This is a genomic window from Pseudobutyrivibrio sp., from assembly GCF_015057185.1.
Taxonomy (GTDB): domain Bacteria; phylum Bacillota; class Clostridia; order Lachnospirales; family Lachnospiraceae; genus Pseudobutyrivibrio.
Genome location: NZ_SVEV01000029.1, coordinates 16,410 through 38,039, shown reverse-complemented (window position 1 = coordinate 38,039; position 21,630 = coordinate 16,410). Strand labels below are relative to the sequence as shown.

Below are 21,630 nucleotides of genomic sequence, written 5' to 3'. Positions count from 1 at the left end.
ATGATAAAATTATCTCATAGATTACAAATCGTATTTGACATGATTCCCCACTGCCATACATTGGCTGATGTGGGGACAGATCATGGTTATTTTCCATTGGCAATCCTAGAAAATGGGGTAGCCCAAAAGGCGATAGCTATGGATGTTAATCAAGGTCCTTTGGATAAAGCTAGGAAAAATCTTGAAGAAGCAGGTTTTTCTGATAAATCAGAGCTGAGACTTTCTGATGGCCTAAAGCAACTGGCTGTGGGAGAGGCTCAGGTAATTAGTATTTGTGGAATGGGTGGCACTCTAATCGGCAAAATTATTATGGCTGGCGAAGAAGTGGCAAAGTCGGCAGAGTGCATTATTATTGAACCTCAGTCTGATTATTATTCCCTCAGAAAACTCCTTGGAGAGATGGGATTTGTTATTACAGACGAGGATTTGACTTGTGAAGAAAACAAGATTTATCCAATAATTAAAATACATTATGAAGCAGATGCGAATAAGCGTCCTCAGTATTCTGATGCAGAGCTTACATACGGACCTATAATAATACAGAAGGCACCAGAGCTTCTTTTGAAGCTTCTTGATAAAAATCAAAAAGAGTACAGTTCAATTCTTGTTAATCTTGAAAAGAATAACGTGGAAAAGAGCCCTGCAATTGAATTGCGTTGTGGACAACTTAGGGCTGAGCTTGAACTAATCAGACAGGTGCAAAACTTACTGTAGGAGGAGTGGGCTATGGCAAAAGTAATTATTAACGGTAAGGAAGAATTTTATGATGATGGCACATTATTAACAGAAATAGCGGCCATTCATCAGCCAGAACACAAAGATGACATTGTGCTTGCATTGTACAAGGGCGGCTTAGCAGAACTGAGCAAAGCTGTTTCTGGAGATGGTGAGTTAAAATTCTTGACTACAGCAGACAAGGATGGTAGACGTGCATACAGGCGAAGTGTGGCTTTCCTTCTGCAAAGAGCTCTTATGGATGTTTATCCAGCTTTTCCCAATAATGCATACCTTAGAGTGGAGCATTCTCTTGCACAGGGCGATTTCTGTACATTGGACAGATTTAGTGATGTTACAGAAGAGAAACTTCAGGAATTAAAAAAGGTTATGCTTGAGTTAGTGGAAAAGGATTTACCGTTGAAAAAGTACTCCATCAAAACATCTCAGGCTAGAGAAATGTTCCATAACTTCAATATGAAGGATAAAGAGCAGCTTCTTAAATATCGAACCAGTTCGAATATTAATGTTTACAACTTAGATGGATGTATTGATTACTTTTATGGTTACATGGTTCCGTCCACAAAATATCTTAAATATTTTGACTTGATGAAATTTGAGCATGGCTTCATGCTTTTATTCCCTAATGGTGACAAATTAAAGGGAGATACAAGGAAGGTTGCTGAGTTTCCTAACCCAATCAAGCTATTTAACGTTCAGCAGCAATCCTCAGCTTTTGGTCGCACTATGAATGTGCCAACAGTTGGAGCCTTAAATGAAGCAATTTGCACAGGAAGAATCAAAGATATTGTTCTTTCTCAAGAAGCAATAATGGAAAATAATATAGGTGACTTAGCACATAAAATTGCTTCAAACAAAGATATTAAATTTGTTATGATGGCTGGTCCTTCATCTTCTGGAAAGACCACATTTTCTCATAAGCTTTCGGCTCATTTGAGGGCATTAGGCTGCGTGCCTCATCCATTGCCACTGGATGATTTCTACCTTAACAGAGAACAGATGCCAATAGATGAGTATGGCGAGAAAGATTTTGAGACTATAGAAGGCTTGGATATACCATATTTCAATGAATGTATGGTAAAGCTCTTGAATGGTGAGAGAGTTCTTCTTCCAAACTTTAATTTTAAAACTGGAAAACGTGAGTACAATGATCATTATATGCAACTTGGTCAGAATGACATTCTTGTAATTGAGGGCATTCATGGCCTTAATGATAGAATGAGTGCTTCGCTTCCTGCTGAATGTAAATATAAAATTTATCTTTCAGCTCTTACACAGCTTTCTATCGATGAACACAATCCGCTTTCTACAGCCGATGGCAGATTGATTCGTCGTATTGTTAGAGACTCTAGAACTAGAGCTACTTCTGCAGCTGAGACCATAGCAATGTGGGATTCAGTTCGAAGAGGAGAGGAAAAATATATTTTCCCATTCCAGGAAAGTGCAGATTATATTTTCAATACAGCTTTAATTTATGAGATGGCTGTGTTAAAATTGTATGTCGATCCACAGCTTTACGCTATTGAACCTGATCACCCAATGTATCCGGAGGCAAAGCGATTAATAAAGCTTTTGGATTATTTCCTACCAATGGCACCAGACGTTATTCCTAATAATTCACTGGTACGTGAGTTTATTGGAGGAAGCTGTATACTATGACTTAATATAAGGTCCGATGAGTAGTCGCTGCTTCATTGTAATGATGGAGGAGAGGAAAGTCCGGGCTTCACAGGGCAAGGATGCCGGCTAACGGCCGGTGGAGGTAACTCCAAGGATAGTGCAACAGAAATGTACCGCTCAGCTATGAGCGGAGTATGGCTGTAATAATGCACAGATTCAAGCTGGCTTGAGTATCTGTGTATTATTGCAGCTGTACTGGGCGACAGCCCGTACCGAGAAAAGTGTAACTTTTCGAGGGACCGCTCATATGAGTAAGGGTGGAAAGGCGGTGTAAGAGACCACCGTGCCGCTGGTAACAGCGGTAGCCATGTAAACCCCATCCGAAGCAAGTTCTAAAAAGCGCGTACGCGGCCCGCCAGCGCTAGGTTGAACGCTTGAGGCTGTTGGCAACAGCAGTCCTAGATAGATGACTACTTTAAATGACATAACCCGGCTCACAGTCGGGCCTTTTATTTTTGACCCAAAGCTGGTTACAGTCTCAAGCCTGAGATATTGTCTCCGGTGACTAACATGTCACCTATGACAACACTCAGAGCTTGATACTTACCAGCTTTTTTTACATATCTCGCCCGACTGTGAGCCGGGTATACGATAATTTGTCAGATTATATGGTAAATTTTACTCAATAATCCTGAAAATGAACGCTTAACGTGGGTATTATTAACAAATGTGAATTTTTTGTGTCTAATGGACAAAATTCGTGTTATAATATGTAATAGTTGTGGGAGATTGTAGTTGTGGAGGTACTCGTTGTTATGTATTAAAAGGATGGTGTAAAATGGAATATCAAGTAGGCGATTATTTAGTTCATGAGGGTAGCGGAGTTTGTCAGATTGAAGACATTGATGATATGGAGCTTATGGGCAAGGGATCTCGCAAGACCTACTACTGTATGTCACCAGTATTCAAAGCTGGGGCAAAGGTATTCACTCCAATTACTGGATCTACAGTTAGACTACGTCCAGTAGCAGAGGCAGAAACATTTACTAAAATTCTTGAAAATATCGACGACATCAAATGTATCGAAGAACCAAACGAGAGAGTTCTTCAGGAACGTTTCAAAGAAGTTATGTCTGAGTTCACACCTGAGGCTATGGCTTCTGTAGTAAAAACAGTTCTTATCCGTAAATGGCAGCGTATTGCAGCTGGCAAAAAGGTTATGGCAATTGACGAAAAGGTACTTAGCCTTGCTGGACGCAAATTATATGAGGAAATGGCTTTCTCAATGGGAAAGGACGTTTCTGCTGCGCGGGATTTATTCGAAAATACAGTAAAAGAACATTCATCACAGAATGTTTTGTTAGGGGCTTAGAATGAATTTTCCATATGTTGGAATTTCTAATAGAATAAAAAATAATAATGGTCTTGTTACAGCAATTGGCTTGTTGGACAAGGCCATTACTTATATTACAGTTTTTTTATATTTGGCATATCTCGGTTATGGCATATACATTATTCCACAGAATGGTGGAAATCTTTTGTATCGCAGTATTTTAGTACCTGGAGTTGCCTTTATTGTTGTTAGCATTTTTAGAAAAAGGCTTAGTATGCCTAGACCATATGAGGTTTATGGCTTTATTCCAGCACTTAAAAAAGATACTGTTGGCCGTAGCTTTCCTAGCCGACATGTTTTTTCTATCTTCTTAATTTCAATGACTTATCTTCAAACTTCAGTCATTATGGCGGTTATAATATCCGTTATGGGCATAGCGCTTGCTGTTATTAGGGTAGTAGGTGGAGTCCATTTTATTAAGGATGTTGTAGCAGGTGCAGTTCTTGCAATTTTAATTTCCGTTATTTGTTATGGGATTTTGGGTGGCGTTTTTGGTCTCATTATGCTACCATTTTAAGTAAATATAAGTTAAATATAAGCGATTAATCTATGTAGAGTAAAAAGGAACTTTCTTATGAAAAAGAATGCGAAAAAGGCAGTGGCTACGTTAATCAGTATTCTTGGATCGGCACTTGGAATATACATAGGTGGTTATTGGTTATTTGTTATTCCAGTCTATACGTTAGTTACAGCTTTTACTGGTGGTACTCTTACGGCGGGGATTCTACTTATTAACATTATCAAAATATTTGTCGCATCCACTATTGGCGGAGCAATTTGGTGTTTGTGCGACATTATTGCAGGGTATTTTAGGGAATTACCAGATGATGATTAAGTAGATTTCAATATTTCTTTAGGAAAATTGGGGTGATGACATAATTTTTCTAAAGAAAAGTAAAACTTATAATTATTGGGAGGTAAGATGTAATGACAGGTAACGTAATTGTGGGACAGTCAGGCGGACCGACCGCCGCAATTAACTCTTCTTTAGCAGGAGTTATCAGGACAGCAAAGGACCGTGGAGCTGGAAAGGTTTTTGGTATGCTTCATGGCATCAAAGGATTGATGGACGAGCAGTACATTGATCTTTCCGATTACATCAAGAATGATTTGGATGTTGAGCTTTTAAAACGTACACCGGCAGCTTATTTGGGCTCTTGCAGATATAAGCTTCCAGAAATCCATGAAGACATGGATACTTATGTTAAAATTTTTGAAATTCTTAAAAAGCTAGAAATCGAAGCTTTGATATACATTGGTGGCAATGATTCAATGGATACCATCAAAAAGCTTTCAGATTATGCTATTCTTACTGGATCAGATATAAGGTTTATTGGTTGTCCAAAGACAATAGATAATGATCTCGCCCTTACAGACCATACCCCAGGCTACGGTAGTGCAGCAAAATACATAGGTACATCTGTTAAGGAAATAATTAGAGACAGTTATTGCCTTGAATATTCTAAAGGTTTAGTTACAATTGTCGAAATTATGGGTAGAAACGCTGGTTGGCTTACAGGGGCATCCATCCTTGCAAAAGGAGAGGATTGCGAAGGCCCAGACTTAATTTATTTGCCAGAGGTACCATTTGATTTAGAGAAATTCAAAGAACGAGTTGAAAAGCTTCTAAAAACTCAGTCATCTGTTGTTGTTTGTATTTCAGAGGGAATTCATACAAAGGATGGTAAATACGTTTGTGAATTAGGTGATAATGTATCATTTGTAGATGCATTCAATCATAAACAGCTTACTGGAACAGCGGCTTATCTTTGCCATTACATCGGTGCTAATATAGGATGCAAAACTAGAGCAATCGAGCTTTCTACACTTCAGAGAGCAGGCTCACACTTAGCATCTCGTATTGATATCCTTGAGGCTTATCAGGTAGGTGGTGCCGCAGTGCTTGCAGCTGATGAAGGTGACACAGGCAAAATGGTTACACTTATCCGTCATTCTGATGATCCATATCAGTGTGGAACAGAGGTTAAGGATGTGCACAAGATTGCTAACGATGAGAAATTAGTGCCTCGTAATTGGATTACACATGATGGAACCTATGTTACAGAAGCTTTCATTACATATGTTAGACCATTGATACAAGGGGATGTATCACCAATTATGGTTGATGGTATACCAAGACATATTTACAGACCACTAAAGAAATAATTAATAAATGAACTTTGGGAGGGGTTATAAATGCAGGTATTTCATGGAACAATCATCACTTGTGATGATAACAACACAGTTGCTAATTATTTGGTAGAACGTGAAGGAAGAATTGCCTATATTGGAGAAAAACTTCCGACTCAATATGAGGTGGTTCCGCCAATCGAATTGGGAAATAACGTTATGATCCCAGCATTTGTGGATACACATATGCATTATTCGGGATTCTCAGTTTTACACAAGCTATTTCCAATTAACGATACAGATTCTAATGCCAAGATTCTCGAGCAACTAAAGGAATATGCTGCTACCACCAAAGAAAATATAGTTGTTGGGTTTGGCGCTACAGAATTTGCCGTTTCAGAGGGGCATTTGATTTTAAAAGAGCAGATGGATGATGCTTGTCCAGAAAAGCCTGCTTTAATTATCAAGCATGATGCTCATTCTGGCGTGGCTAATACCATGTTTATTAATGCGGTATACTCAAAAATCGAAAACCTTAGAGGCTTCAATAAAACTACAGGTGAGTTAAAGCAAGAAGCCTTCTTGGCAGCCTGTGAGTTTTTGACACATGGTTTTTCTACCAAAAAGGTCATTGATTCCATGGTAGAGACCTCTGACTTTTTGGCTAGTCGAGGCATAGGACTTATTTGTTCTGCCAGTGGACTTGGATTTATCAGAGACTATGATTTTGATATGGAACGTTCAGTGGCAAAGGGACTTGATAATGGTATGCAGATTAGAGCTGCTTATCAGACCTCTAACGTTGACAAGATTTCTAGAAAAGAAATGAACCGTGTAGTATTCGCAAATCTTGATGGTACATTTGCAAATCAGGATGCGGCATTGCTAGATAATTACTGCACAATTAATAACAAGGGCGTTTCATATTTCAATGATGTTGACGTTCAGAAATTCTGTATAAATGCCAATAGAGCTGGTTATCAAATTGCGCTTCACGCTGTTGGAGATGCAGCTTTTGAGCAGGCTATTAACGCCATTGCAATGGCTTTGGAAGATTATCCTAGATATGACCACAGACATATTATTTTGCATGGTAGCTTACCTACAAAAGCAGCATTGAAGACCTGTGCAAAATACAATATTATGATATCAGCTCAACCATCTATGCTATCCCATTTGGACGGCGTTTATGAGTATGTTAAGGAAATACTTTCAGAGGATAGAGCAAAGGGAATCAATCCTCTAAAGAGTATTAATGATATGGGCATTAAGGTATGCTTCAATTCCGATGCCCCAGCATCTGATCCGAATCCAGTTATGTGGATACATGATGCATGTAATAATAAAAATCCGGAACAGTCCGTTTCAGTTTATGATGCCCTTAGAATGGCCACATTTAATGGCGCTTTTTCATTATTTGAAGAAAAAGAGCGTGGATCACTCGAAATGGGAAAGAGTTGCGATTTGACGATTCTCGATGCAAATCCATACGAAGTACCAAAAGAGGAACTTAAAAATATTAATGTGGCAGAGATGTACCTAAAAGGAAAACCTTATCAACGTTCTAGAATGGGTTCAATGGCAACAATGCTTAGAGGAATGTTCCCACAATAAATATTTAATATTTTTCGCCCCTTTGCTTACCAACGTAAAGGGGCGTTTTTTATAGGGAGAAAAAATGTCTTTATCACTTATAATCGGTAGCTCAGGAAGCGGTAAATCCACAAATATTTACAACAGAATTATAAAGGAATCTATGAAGAACAAGGACAAGAACTACCTTGTCATAGTTCCAGAGCAGTATACTATGTCCACTCAGAGACTGCTTGTTTCTATGCATCCCAATAAATGTATCATGAACATAGATGTTCTTTCTTTTGATAGATTGGCATATAGAGTTTTCAGCGAGCTTGGTACAGCTGTGCAGGATGTGCTTGACGACACAGGTAAGTCCCTTGTCATTAGAAAGCTTGTTGAGAACCATTTAGGTGAATTGACAGTCTTGCGGGGAAATATAAAGCGAATTAATTATATTGCCCAAGTAAAATCACTAATTTCGGAGATGACTCAGTATAATATCACTCCAGAGAGACTCCAGGCTATGATTGATACTCCTACTATGTCAAAAAGCTTCAAATCTAGAGCTTCTGATTTACTTGTGCTTTACAAAGCATTTTTGGAATTTATCCAAGGAAAATATGTCACCACAGAATCCATTTTATCGACACTTAATTCTATGCTAGAGGATTCGGATATTGTGTCCGGTTCCACTGTAGTTTTTGATGGATTTACAGGGTTTACACCTATTCAGTACCAGTTGGTAGAAAAGATGCTGAAAATTTGTGATGAGGTGGCTGTTACCATCACTGCTGATGAAAAAACTCCTTTATTTGAAAAAATGCCTGAGGATGAATTGTTTGGAATGTCTTCAGAGTTTGCTATTCGAATGGTTCAATTGGCTAAAAGAGTAAATACAACAATTAACAAGCCTTTGTATGTCAGCAGCAAAAATGGTTGGCTTTCTTCCAATGAGGCTTTGCGATTTTTTGAGGAAAATCTTTTTAGGGACGATAAAAAGGAATACGAAGGTGACTTGGCAGAAGATTCTATAAAACTAGTTAGTTTGCGAAGTCCTCGTGATGAGCTTAGATATATTGCTATCAATATTAATAAGCTAGTTAGAGGCGGAATGAGGTACAAGGATATTGCTGTAGTAGCGCCTAATTTGGAGCAGTATAGATATCTTCTTTCAAATATTTGGGCAGACTACAATATTCCTTATTTCGTAGATTCCAAAACTGAAATTTTATTCCATCCAATGTCGGAGGCTATTGATTCGATTTTTGATATTTTCAATTCAAATTTCAGGAGAGAGGATGTAATTAGATTTCTCAAAACTGGCTTAACAGATTTAGATAGTGAAGATATTGATTTTCTGGAAAACTATTTGATAGCTACAGGAATTCGTGGCAAAAACAAATATTTCCATCCCTTTGCAATCAGAACAAACTCATTTTCAAAGGATGAGGACTTACTTCGTTTAAATGGTATTCGAAGTCGATTTGTGGCGCCTTTTGAAGCCTTTGATAAAGCTATTAAGGGCAAAGCTACGGTCAGAGAAATTGCTACAGAATTATATAGACTTATTGTTGGCTTTGATTTTGAAGAAAAGATAAAACAAAGAGGGAAGCTTTACGAGGAAAATGATAAACCGGTAAAAGCCAAAGAATATAGCCAAATTTATCCTGTAATTATGAATATTATGGATAAAATGGTTGGCATTCTCGGTGATGAGCTTATGGATTTGGATGAGTTTCATGACATATATAAAGCCGGATTGTCTCAGGCTTCAATAGGTGTTATTCCGCCAGCCAACGATAGCGTGATTGTAGGTGATATAGAAAGAACACGTCTTTCTAACATCAAGGTATTATTCTGCGTAGGAGCGTCAGACGACGCAATTCCAATGAAGGTGGAAAACGGCGGAATCCTTTCTCAAATAGAAAGAGAACAGCTGATAGCAGCAGGCTTTGAACTGGCGCCTTCAGATAGGCAAAGAGCATTTAGACAGAAATTCTATCTGTATTTAATGCTAACAAAACCAAATGAAAAGCTCTTCATTACTATGCCTCGTGTTGATGGTGAAGGAAAGAGTGTAAATCCTTCATATCTGACTGGAATAATCAAGCAGATGTTTAAATCTGTAAGGTTGGAAGAGATTGAAGAATTTAAAAACGAGGATAGGCTTTTATCGAAAAAGAGCGCCATTGATTATTTGATTTCATTAGTTAATAAAGCTGCTGTATTTGGACTTGATGTTTTGAATTCTGAAGAAAAAGAATTACTTACGGATTTAATTGTCTGGGCCCAAAAGGATGATGATATTAAACTAGATGAAATCGTAAAGGCTGCATTCTTTGTTCATGAAAAAGAAGAAGTAAATAAAGAAATAATGTTAGCCGTTAACGAAGCCTTCAATTCAGATGAGACAATAAAAGGTTCAGTTTCTCGCTTTGAACTGTATAATGAGTGCGCCTACAAATACTTCTTGAAATACATTCTAAAGCTCCAAGAACGTGAGGAATTTGAATTATCTAATATTGACCTTGGCAATTTCTGCCATGAGGCATTGCAGAGATACTCAGACAGCTTAAAAGAGGATGACAAGTCTTGGAAAACAGTTACCCAGGAAGAACAGGAGTCATACATAGAGGCTGCAATTGGACAGACCTTTGACGCTATGCCAAAGGTACAGACGCTAGAAGACAGCACTCAGAAATATATCGTAAATACGATAAAGAAAACCTTACGATATACAATAGATGTTATAACTACTCAGGTACGTAGAGGTGAGTTTGAGCCAACTTATTTTGAGTCAGATATTAATTCCATTATCAAAGATACTGATTCAGATGAGGTGCTAGCTAATTTTACAGGAAAGGTGGACAGAATCGATTTAACGGATTCTATTGATAAGGCTGTACGAATTATTGATTACAAGTCTAGCGGCCATAAATTGAGCCTAGACGAGTGTTATTATGGCATTTCAATGCAGCTTCCAATATATATGGGAGTTGTTCTTGAAAAACTAAAGGATAAATTTCCAAATGCCACACTTCATCCAGCGGCAATGCTTTACTATAAAATGACTAATGAATTCATTAAAAACGAGGGATTTACCATCTCGGAATTAGAGGAAAAACGTCTGCAAACAAATAAAATGGAAGGGCTTCTTTCTTCCGACGAAAATGATTTGAGAGCAAACGATTCCACGGTTGGAATGGATGATGATCAGACCTTGAAATCATCCATTGTTCCTTATGAGCTAACACAAAAAGGGGTATTGTCATCTAGAACTAATGCAGTTAGTAAAGATGATATGCAAACAGTTATTGATTATAGTATGTTTGCTGCCGCAAATACTGCTAAAAAAATATTGGCGGGAGAATTCGATTGCCAGCCAGCAAAGGTTGGAAATCAGATTGATGCCTGCAAATATTGTGATTATAAAAGCATTTGCCACTTCGATGAAAATGCTGAGGGCTTTAAAAAGAAAGATTTGATGAACTTAGATAAAACTAAAAATGATGAGATAATTGGGCTCATGAAAGAGACTATGGAACAGAAAGGAGACAGCACTAATGGGGCTAACTAGAGAACAAGAATTAGTTCGTGATACTAGAGACAAAAATATACTTGTTAGCGCTGCTGCTGGAAGTGGTAAAACCTTCGTATTAGTTGAGCGAATTATATCTGAAATTTTAGATGAGAAAAATGGAATAGATGTTGATGAAATTCTAGTTGTGACTTTCACTAAGGCTGCAGCCGCAGAGATGAAAGACCGAATTAGACAGGCAATTGATAAAGCTGTTTTAGATAGAGGGGCAGACGCTAGGGTTCGAATGCAGGCCACATTGATTCATGGTGCTCATATTCGTACAATCGATAGCTTTTGTAGCTGGGTGGTTAAAAACTATTTTTACGCAATAGATATGGATCCAACCTTCAGAATTGCTACTACTGGCGAAATGAAGCTTTTGGAGGATGAGGTTTTCAAGGATTTATTATCCGAATATCTAGAGTCAAATGATGAAAATTTTAACCTTCTTGCAGATGCTTATATTGATAGAAATAGGACTGCTCCATTAAAGGATATGGTAATGGGGCTACATGAAAAAGCCACCAGCTTTCCTTGGGTAGACGAATGGTATGATGAAGCAATTCGTATATACGATATTGATTCTTTAGACGAATTAGAAAACTCTGATTTTATAAAAGAAATAAAAAATAGAACTGATGAAATTTTGAAGGAATATCCTCATAAAATTCAGCAGGTAATTGATTTATATGAGGACCCAAATTGCCCATATTGTACTAATGTATTTAAACCTGAATTGGCTCAGATTATTGGTATACTTCAGGCAGATTCTTTCAAAGATAAGTATATGGCATTTTCAAATTGCCAGTTTGCGAATTACCCTCGTAATAAAACAACATTATCCGCTGACGATGCAGCTAGAGCAAAGGCGCTTCGAGACGAGTATAAAGGTGAAATTAATAAGCTTAAGGCTGCCTTTTATGGAGAGCCTGCAGAAGATTTATTATCGACTCTTTTGTTTGTTAAAAAGCAGGCAGTTGCGTTGATTTCTTTTGCAAAGGATTTTACAAATCGTTTGCTGGCTGAAAAAACTAAAAAGAGCATATATACTTTTAATGACATTGAGCATATGGCGCTGGAGATTCTTAGAAATAAGGCTTCCAAGGACCACGAGCCTACAGCAGTAGCTTCTGAACTTGCCAACCATTTTAAAGAGATAATGGTTGATGAGTATCAGGATTCGAATGAGCTTCAGGAGCAAATTTTAACTGCTATTAGTTCGGGACGCAATTATTTTACTGTAGGAGATGTAAAGCAATCAATTTATGCCTTCAGACAAGCCAGCCCTCAATTATTTATAGATAAATTGAATTCCTATCCTTCAGTATTGAATGAGACTCCATTTCTTCGAATTGATTTGGACAATAATTTTAGAAGCCGAAAAGAAGTGCTAGATTTCTGTAATGAGGTATTCAAACCATTAATGCAGATGGATATGGGTGGTGTTGAATATGACGAAAAAGCAGCCTTAAAAGCTGGAGACACTACATTCAAGGGCGATACAAAAGATTATCAATCTGAGGTGATTATAGCCACGCAAAGTGGTGAGGATATGGCGGAGCTTGACATTGACAACAAAGATGCATTAGAAGCTCTTGTGGTAGCAAAACGAATCAAAGAATTAATGGCTGAAGGATTTAAGGTTAGTTATAAAGAAGATGGAATTCGCCAGCTTAGAGATATGAAATACTCGGACGTTGTTATTCTCATGGCAGGTGTTTCTAATCATGCTAGTAGCTATATCAAGACCTTGACCGAAAGTGGAATACCAGCATATGTAGCTGAGGAAAAAGGCTTTTTTGAGCGAGAAGAAATAGAGACGGTATTGGCCATGCTAGAGGTAATTGATAATCCATATAATGACATTCCTCTTGCTGCAGTTTTACACTCTGGAATGTTTGGCTTTACCACTAATCGATTGGCTCAAATAAAGGCTGGGGCTGATTCTAATTGCCTATATCAGACCTTGTTAGATTACATGGAGAATCATGAGGCAAAGGATATTAGATATTTCATAGACACCTTAAATCTATTTAGAGATAAAGCAGTGGATACTCCTATTCACGAACTGCTTGAAGAGATTTTAGAGCACACAGGATATGGTATATACGTTAGTGCTTTGCCGACAGGAAAAATGGGGGCAGCAAATTTAGACAAGCTAATTGACGAAGCGGTTAATTTTGAAAGTACTAGCTTCAAAGGTTTATCCAGATTTGTAGCCTATATCCAAAGTCTTAAGACCTATGATGAAGATTTGGGAATAGCTAAGACTGTAGGTGAAAATGATAACGCAGTTCGTATTATGACTATCCACAAAAGTAAGGGCTTGGAATTCCCAATAGTTTTTGTTTGCGGTTGCGGTGCTCCAAATCAGGTGAATAGAGATTCATATTGTTATGATGACAAATTTGGTCTTGCCTTAAACTACAGAAATCCAATTACAAAAGTTGAAGGGGATGCAGCTTTTTATAAGCTACTTAAACTTAGGCTGCAGGCAAAGGAAAAGGGGGAGCTGTTCAGAAAGTATTATGTTGCCCTTACCAGACCCGTAGATAAATTAATTATCACTGCTTCAATTAAACCAACTTCAAAAAGCTCTGTGCCAGAGATAATTGAAGGCTATAGTCCTGCCAATGAAGTGCTTGATTATTTCACGAAAGAAAAGGCTAATACAATAATTGAATTGATTATTAGATCCATGAGGACTTCTGGCTCCGCAGTTCCTATCAGAATAATAGATTGTGGAGAACTATTTGTTGATGAAGTTAAAAAAGAAATAGTTAAAAAGGATACACTAGACAGAATAAATGAGGTTAGGTCAAAGGCTGACACTGTTACTGACAATCTTATTTTTGATAAGCTGTCATTTCAGTATTCTAATATTGAGGATAGCAAATATAAGAGCAAATATTCCGTGTCAGAAATAAAGCATCAGGCAATGGAAGAAAACTTTGAGGACAATTCAGACGCAGCACCAGCATTTGTTCATTATGAAGAAGAAGCCTACATTCCTAAGTTTATTAGACAGATGGAAAACAAGGCTCAATCAGAGGATAGTACACCGGCAGGAGCACTTTATGGTACAGCCATGCATAGGTTTATGGAGTGCTTTGATTTTACAGCCAATGACTGTATTGCTTCCTTTGATGAGCAGCTTCAACAAATGAAAAAACTGCATATGCTATCAGATGATGAGCAGCTTAGAATCAGTCCATACAAATTAAAAAGGTTTATGGGTGAAGAAATTGCACTAAGAATGAATAAAGCTGCGAAAAATAATAAGCTATACAAAGAAAAGCCATTCGTATTTGGAACTGATGGCAAACAACTCTTTTCAGATGAGTCATCATCAACTGAAATGATTTTAGTTCAAGGAATTATCGATGTATTTTTTGAAGAGGATGACGGAATAGTTCTGCTAGATTATAAAACTGATAGAGTGGACGAAGCCGACCAATTAGTGCTAAGATATGAAAAGCAATTGCAGCTATATAAATCTGCCATTGAAAAAGCATACAATAACACGGTAAAAGAAGTATTGATATACTCTTTTGCCTTGGATGAAACTATTAAATTGGATTAGGAGCATTTGAAATGTACGATAAGAAAATAATCGAAGTATTTTTAGAAAAACAGTTACAGTTATTCCCAGAAAAGGTTGCTGAGAACGAGCAGGAAGCCGCTGAGTTTTTGGAGGATGTTTGTGCCACAGTTTGCAAAAACAAAAAAGAAGTTATTGAATATCTTGAAGATGCCATGGATGTTTCGGGACTTACAGAAGATGAGATTCTGTCAGCCGAGGAAGTATTTGATATTGGCGATGGAAGATATCTTATTGTAGAGGGTTAAAAATGAGAATAATAAAACGACTTACCGCATTCGTATTTACGATATGCATAGCACTTACATTTTCTGCATGCACCTATGATGACAAGGTGGTTTACTTTGATACATCTAGTGGCAGGAATACAGTTTTTAAAATAGGTGATATGAAATGCTCCAAAAAGGAGGCATTGGTATATCTTTTGAATGAAAAGAATATCTATGGTTCCGTGGATGGTGTTAATCTTTGGACAGATGATTTTGACACTGATACCATGACATCATCAATAAAGGATTTAACAATGGAACATATTACAAGAGTTTATGTGTTAAATCTTTATGCCAAGGAGCATGATGTTGAGTTATCTGACGATGAGAAAAATGCTTGTGCAGATGCAGCAAAAGAGTACTACGCAAGTCTAAATGACGAGGAAAAATCTTTTACAGGTGCTAAAGAAAAAGACATAAAAGAAATGTATGAGAGATACGCCCTGGCATCTAAAATTTATGAGGATTTGATGGGCTCTGTTGATGAAGAAGTATCAGAGGATGAGGCTCGTGTCATGGAGGCATTTGTGTTGTTTGTTTCTGATGAGGAAAAAGCAAATGAAATCCAGGATATGATTGACTACGGATACACGTTTGAGAGACTTGCTGCTACATACACAGAGCTTGATTCATACCAAGTTACCTTTGCAAGAGGAGTTTATCCTACCGAGGTTGACGACGTAGTTTTCAACTTAGATACAGACGAAGTTTCTGGTGCTATTGCAGCTGATGATGGCTACTATTTTTTCCAGTGTCTAAACAAATATAATGAAGAATTATCTGAAGAAAATAAGGTAGTAATTATCGAGAAAAGAAGACAGCAGGTTTTAGATGATATTGTGTCTGACTTAGAAGAGAGATACTTCTCAGATATGAATCAAGACCTTTGGTCTGAGTTATCATTTCCAGAAGATTCAACACAATTAACTAGTGGAACTTTTTTTGAAGTATTAAATAATCATATGTAATAATGATTTTGAAATTTTAATCTTTAAATGCGTGAATTATAGATACTATATACATATTTACACAAAATAAAGAATATATTAAACAATTATTAGTAATTTGGTAGAAAATTGTCGCAAAAGGCTAGAAATTGCATTTGTAAATGACTATAATGTTTTTAAATAAAAATTATTATTTGTTGCTCAAATAGGAGGGTAAAAGAAATGGTTACAAATGCAAAAGTTACAGTTGATGAAATTAAAAAATCAGCTGCATCTGCTGCTTCAACTGTAAAGGCTGTTGCACCTAGTGTTACAACAGCAGCAAAGAAAGCAGCTGGTGAAGTTAAAAAAGAAGCTACAGCAGCAAAGAAGACAGCTACAAAGAAGGCTACAGCTGCTAAAAAGACTGTTAAAAAAGCAGCAGCAAAGGCTAAGAAAGAAGTTGCTACAACAGCGGTTGTTCAGTATCAAGATCGTGAGTTTACAGAGGCTGAGTGCTTAAAGAAAGCACAGGCTCAGTTCAAGAAGGATTACAAGGGTAAGACTTTAGAAGAACTCAACATCTACATCAAGCCAGAAGAACGCAAGATTTACTATGTTGCTAATAAGGATTGTGTAGGTTCTGTAGATCTTTAATTTTTATTTTTAGGGTTTTAATCAGTTATATAATGTCGTAGCGCAGAGCTATATCGTATTTACGATATAGCTCTTTTTTATTGACAGTTATATTGCATTGATGTTTTACATGAATTAATATTATTTCTGTATTTACTATAATTACTTTGCTGGGAGGAGTTATGTTTAAAAAGAAATATTTAATGTCTCTATTAATTGTTGCTTGCTGCTCTTTATTATCATGCGGTAATGCAAATGAAAAAACTGATGATATTTCTAATGAGTCAATAGAGTTAAATCAAAACGATAAAATAGAAGAATCAAGTAATGAAAAAATAAATATAGAAGAGGATGGTGCCGAAACAGATGATGCTATAGATTCTGGCGATATAGAAGTAGAAACTTTGTCTAATTATGATTATCCAGAAGATGAAATTAAGGATTTGATGATTAGCTATTATGATGCTTATGCAGCTTGTGATATTGATAAAATAAATGAAAATCGTACAGGTTTGTGCTCGTCTAAAGAGCAAAGTTATATTGAGCTACAGCATAATTACTTTGAAGATTATGTCGTGAAGGAATTAGTCCTTGGCGAAGGCTTAGATAAAAAATCTTTTTTAGTTGGAGTGAAAGTCGGCATAAGATTTAAAGGGATTGATATTTATCTTTATGGTTTGGATTTTTATTATGTGAGAAATATTGATGGTAGATGGCTGATTGATTCTGCATATACTCAATATAATTATACTATTGAAGAGTATGATTTAGATCATGATGTAGTTGAGGCTATAAATAGTTTTACGGAGACGGATGAGTATAAACAAATTGCAGAAGCTGTTGATGAACAATATAATTTTCAAACCGAGCGTAATCCAGAAATTGATGAATTCTATGATGATTATACGAATGCATTAATGGAATGGATGGAGCAAAATATAGATTAATAATAATTGTTAGCACTCTTTGCAAAAGAGTGCTAATTTTTTATTGACTTCCTATTTTAGCAGTATTATCATATATTTCAGTGAGAATAACAGCTGTAGATAACTAGCTCTAATAATTCTTAAGCGAATCATTTTAGATGAGGATGAATTATTAGGCTTGTTAGCGTAACAGCTAATGTTAAAGGAGTGAAGTATTATGGGAAACAAAAAAGGTAGTTTATCTATTACAAGTGAAAACATTTTTCCAGTGATTAAGAAGTGGTTATATTCTGATCACGACATTTTTTATAGAGAGCTTATCTCAAATGGCTGCGATGCTATTACAAAGCTCAAAAAGTTAGATATGATGGGAGAGTATTCTCTTCCTATAGACTACAAGGCAAAGATTCAGGTTATTGTTAGCCCTGAGGACAAAACACTTACATTCATCGATAATGGTCTTGGTATGACATCTGATGAGGTAGATGAATACATTAATCAGATTGCATTCTCTGGTGCTACAGACTTCCTTGAGAAGTATAAGGACAAGGCTGATTCTGATCAGATTATTGGTCATTTCGGTCTCGGATTTTACTCAGCATTTATGGTAGCCGATGAAGTTCACATTGATACACTTTCTTACAAGGAAGGGGCTACACCTGTCCATTGGGAATGTGATGGTGGTACTGAGTTTGAAATGAGTGATGGTGATTGGGACCAGGTAGGTACTAAAATCACATTATTCTTAAATGAGGATTGCCTTGAATTTGCTAATGAGTATCGCGCTCGTGAAGTTATCACAAAGTATTGCTCATTTATGCCTACAGAGATTTTCCTTTCTAAAAAGGATGCTCCAGAAGAATATGAAACAATCGATGCCGCTGACAAACAGGATACTGATAAAGTAATCGAAGAGATTCACGAAGAGGCTAAATTCGAAGAAAAAGAAAATGAGAATGGAGAAAAGGAACAGGTAGAAGTTTCTCCTGCAAAGGACAAGCTTAAAATTGTTAAGAGACCTGTTGCCTTAAATGAAACACATCCTCTTTGGGCAAAGTCTCCATCTGAGTGTACAGATGAGGATTACAAGGTATTCTACAGAGACGTATTCCATGATTACAAGGAGCCACTTTTCTGGATTCACCTTAACATGGATTATCCATTCAATCTCAAGGGTATTTTATATTTCCCTAAGATTAATACAGAGTATGATTCAATCGAAGGTACAATCAAGCTTTACAACAATCAGGTATTCATCGCTGACAACATCAAAGAGGTTATTCCTGAATTCTTGATGCTTCTTAAGGGTGTTATTGATTGTCCAGATTTACCACTTAACGTATCACGTTCTGCACTTCAGAATGATGGATTCGTTACTAAAATTTCTGAGTACATTACAAAGAAGGTTGCTGATAAGCTTTCTGGAATGTGTAAAACAGAAAAAGAATCTTATGAAAAATATTGGGATGATATTGCACCATTCATTAAGTATGGCTGCTTAAAGGATACAAAGTTCTGCGACAAGATGAATGATTACATTCTCTTCAAGGACATTAATGAAAAGTATGTTACACTTCCAGAGCTTCTTGTAAAGGAAGAAGAGAAGGCTACAGACGAGAACGGTGAAGCAGTTGAAGCAGAGGTTGTGGACAAAAAGAATGAGGATGCAGATAAGGCACCTGAGGATACAGATAAGGCACCTGAGGATACAAGAAAGACTGTATACTATGTAACTGATCTTCAGCAGCAGTCTCAGTATGTTAATATGTTCAAAGAGCAGGGAATGAATGCAGTAATTCTTGATCATGCTATTGATACTTCATTTATCACTCAGCTTGAGCAGCGTAATGAAAACTACAAGTTCTGCCGCATAGATGCTGATGTTACTGATACAATGGTTGAAGAGACTTCTGAGGACGAGCTCAAAGCTGAGACAGAGACTCTTACTGATGTATTCCGCAAGGCACTTAACAACGAAGGTCTTGATGTTAAGGTTGAGAAGTTTAAAAACAAAGATGTTTCTTCTATGCTTACAGTTTCAGAAGAGAGTCGTCGTATGCAGGATATGATGAAAATGTATGCCATGGGCGGCATGGATATGGGAATGTTTGGTTCAGCATCAGAGACATTGGTTCTCAATGCAAATAACGATTTAGTACAATACATTCTCAATAATAAGGATTCAGAAAATGTTCCTACATTTGCAGCACAGCTTTATGATTTAGCAAAACTTGCAAATGCACCTCTTTCACCAGAGGCTATGACAGAGTTCGTTGCTCGTTCAAACAAGATTATGATGCTTTTGGCTAAATAATTCCAAAAAAGTTATACAAATCGAGCTGACACAAAACTTGCAATTTAAAATAACGGCAGACGGATTCGCTTGCCGTTATTTTAATATTTCTTGAATTGTGCCTAAATTATCGTAATTTTTTGTATGAAGTGTGTTCAAAGTGTGAAAAATATATTGAAAAACTATGTTGCTTAATTTAAAATCAAAGTAGACTTGTATTTATATAGAGGACTAGAGTTCAGTGATGGGGTAGAGCTTAGTTTTTTATTAATATAGTCGAATGGGGAGACTTGGGGGATGCTATGGCTAATTCTAGTACAAAAAAATGGTGGAAAAATTCAATAGTATATCAAATCTATCCACGGTCCTTTTGTGACAGCAACGGTGATGGAATAGGAGATATTCCTGGTATTACATCGAAGCTACATTATCTTAAGAATCTAGGCGTTGATATTTTATGGCTTAGTCCTGTATATGAGACTCCAGGCTATGATAATGGATACGACATTTCCGATTATAAAAAAATTAATCCTGAATTTGGAACAATGGAAGACATGGAACGACTCATCAGTCGTGCCAAGCGTCTTGGAATAAAAATAATAATGGACCTTGTTATCAATCATACTTCTGATGAGCATGAGTGGTTTAAAAAGGCCGTTGCAGGTGATGAAAAATACAAAGCTTATTATTATTTTAGTGATGGCAAGGATGGAAAAAGACCTAATAACTGGAGTTCCTTCTTTGGTGGAAAAGCTTGGTCAAAGGCTGAAAATGGTCAATATTATTTACATTTGTTCAGCAAAAAACAGCCTGATTTAAATTGGCATAATCCTGATGTCTATAAAGAAGTAATAGATATCATGAAATTTTGGCTAGATAAGGGTATTGCCGGATTTAGATGTGATGCTATAAACATTATATACAAAGACTCGTTAAAAGACGGTAAAAGGCGTTTATCGTTGATAGGAAGGGAACATTATTTAAATACTGATGGTTGCCATGAAATCCTAAAAAGATTCAACTCTGATGTATGGTCAAAATATAAAACCTTCATAGTAGGTGAGGCTTCTCTTGTAACACCTGATGCCGCAAAACTCCTTAGTGATGAGAGTAGAGAAGAACTGGATACATTATTCTTCTTTGAGCACATGGAGGTAGATAACAGGGGCATTAAATGGTTAAAGAAAAAGTATAGACCATCAAAGCTCATCAGAATTCTGGATAAATGGCAGAATGTGTTGGAGGTTCCTACAAACTATCTAGAGAACCATGATCATATTCGCTCGGTAAACCATTATGGTAATACGCAGAAATATTGGGAGAAAAGTGCGAAGCTTTTATGTGGCCTTAATCTCACTTTACGAGGTATACCATTTATTTATGAGGGTGAAGAAATTGGCATGACTAATGGGGACTTTAGAGGCCTCAGAGATATAAAAGATATAGAGTCTCATAACATTAATCAGTCAATGAAAAAAATGCTTCTACTGCATTCAATTAGACAACGCATTATACTTCGAACCACTCGTGATAATGCAAGGACTCCTGTTCAGTGGGATGATACAGAAAATGCAGGATTTACCACGGGCGAGCCATGGATTAAAATTAATTCCAATAAGTCTTATATAAACGTTAAAGCAGAAGAGGAAGATAATAACAGTATTCTGAATTTCTACAAGCAAATAATAGAATTCAGAAAGAAATCTAGTGCTTTATTAGACGGTAGTTATCGTCGAATTGCTTCACCTAATGATGTGTTTATTTACACTCGTGAATCAAGCGAAGAGAGATTATATATTTATTGTAATCTTACTGGTAATAATAAGGCTGTTGAATTCTATGGTGACAAAATAGTTTTTGGAAATTATGAGGAAAATGAACGTAAGGATATTTATCTTAAACCTTATGAATTTAGAATAGTAGCATCAAATATATAAACAAAA

General features: G+C 36.7%; 15 protein-coding genes and 1 other RNA gene. All 16 read left to right on the top strand.

What is annotated here, in order from left to right; translation table 11 throughout:
* The 16 genes from E7276_RS11825 (at position 1) to E7276_RS11750 (ending at position 21,624) form a co-directional block, all read left to right on the top strand.
* Complete coding sequence (locus tag E7276_RS11825) at positions 1–714, top strand: tRNA (adenine(22)-N(1))-methyltransferase (RefSeq protein WP_294217846.1); 714 nt, start codon at positions 1–3, stop codon at positions 712–714.
* 12 nt (positions 715–726) lie between these two features.
* Positions 727–2,394 (top strand): nucleoside kinase, encoded by a 1,668-nt coding sequence (locus tag E7276_RS11820; protein WP_294217844.1) that lies wholly within the window; start codon positions 727–729, stop codon positions 2,392–2,394.
* A gap of 8 nt (positions 2,395–2,402) precedes the next feature.
* Positions 2,403–2,868: RNase P RNA component class A (gene rnpB / locus E7276_RS11815), an RNA gene on the top strand.
* Between the two features lie 325 nt (positions 2,869–3,193).
* Entirely contained in the window at positions 3,194–3,727 is a 534-nt protein-coding gene (locus E7276_RS11810) for a CarD family transcriptional regulator (protein WP_294217843.1), read from the top strand.
* A 1-nt stretch (position 3,728) separates the two neighbouring features.
* Entirely contained in the window at positions 3,729–4,265 is a 537-nt protein-coding gene (locus tag E7276_RS11805) for a phosphatase PAP2 family protein (RefSeq protein WP_294217837.1), read from the top strand.
* A 57-nt stretch (positions 4,266–4,322) separates the two neighbouring features.
* On the top strand, positions 4,323–4,583 hold the full coding sequence (locus E7276_RS11800) for a hypothetical protein (protein ID WP_294217835.1): 261 nt from the start codon (positions 4,323–4,325) through the stop codon (positions 4,581–4,583).
* A 92-nt stretch (positions 4,584–4,675) separates the two neighbouring features.
* The gene (locus E7276_RS11795) at positions 4,676–5,914 is read left to right on the top strand and encodes a 6-phosphofructokinase (protein ID WP_294217832.1); all 1,239 of its coding nucleotides are present in this window, start codon (positions 4,676–4,678) and stop codon (positions 5,912–5,914) included.
* Positions 5,915–5,944: 30 nt separating this feature from the next.
* Positions 5,945–7,492, top strand: a complete 1,548-nt coding sequence (locus E7276_RS11790) for an amidohydrolase (RefSeq protein ID WP_294217830.1) — start codon at positions 5,945–5,947, stop codon at positions 7,490–7,492.
* Positions 7,493–7,556: 64 nt separating this feature from the next.
* Positions 7,557–11,033 carry a PD-(D/E)XK nuclease family protein gene (locus tag E7276_RS11785; RefSeq protein ID WP_294217828.1) on the top strand — a complete coding sequence of 1,159 codons (3,477 nt, stop codon included), beginning with the start codon at positions 7,557–7,559 and terminating at the stop codon, positions 11,031–11,033.
* Positions 11,020–14,619 carry a helicase-exonuclease AddAB subunit AddA gene (gene addA / locus E7276_RS11780; protein WP_294217825.1) on the top strand — a complete coding sequence of 1,200 codons (3,600 nt, stop codon included), beginning with the start codon at positions 11,020–11,022 and terminating at the stop codon, positions 14,617–14,619. Before E7276_RS11785 ends, addA begins: the two co-directional genes overlap by 14 nt.
* Before the next feature lie 11 nt (positions 14,620–14,630).
* Entirely contained in the window at positions 14,631–14,885 is a 255-nt protein-coding gene (locus E7276_RS11775) for a glyoxalase (RefSeq protein WP_294217822.1), read from the top strand.
* Positions 14,886–14,887: 2 nt separating this feature from the next.
* Complete coding sequence (locus E7276_RS11770) at positions 14,888–15,874, top strand: foldase protein PrsA (RefSeq protein WP_294217820.1); 987 nt, start codon at positions 14,888–14,890, stop codon at positions 15,872–15,874.
* Between the two features lie 201 nt (positions 15,875–16,075).
* Positions 16,076–16,489, top strand: coding sequence for a DUF6465 family protein (locus E7276_RS11765; protein ID WP_294217818.1), 414 nt, complete (start codon positions 16,076–16,078; stop codon positions 16,487–16,489).
* A gap of 161 nt (positions 16,490–16,650) precedes the next feature.
* Entirely contained in the window at positions 16,651–17,415 is a 765-nt protein-coding gene (locus E7276_RS11760; RefSeq protein WP_294217817.1) for a hypothetical protein, read from the top strand.
* Positions 17,416–17,611: 196 nt separating this feature from the next.
* Positions 17,612–19,708 carry a molecular chaperone HtpG gene (gene htpG / locus E7276_RS11755; RefSeq protein ID WP_294217814.1) on the top strand — a complete coding sequence of 699 codons (2,097 nt, stop codon included), beginning with the start codon at positions 17,612–17,614 and terminating at the stop codon, positions 19,706–19,708.
* Positions 19,709–19,989: 281 nt separating this feature from the next.
* Positions 19,990–21,624 carry a glycoside hydrolase family 13 protein gene (locus E7276_RS11750; RefSeq protein WP_294217812.1) on the top strand — a complete coding sequence of 545 codons (1,635 nt, stop codon included), beginning with the start codon at positions 19,990–19,992 and terminating at the stop codon, positions 21,622–21,624.
* The last annotated feature ends 6 nt before the right edge of the window (positions 21,625–21,630 follow it).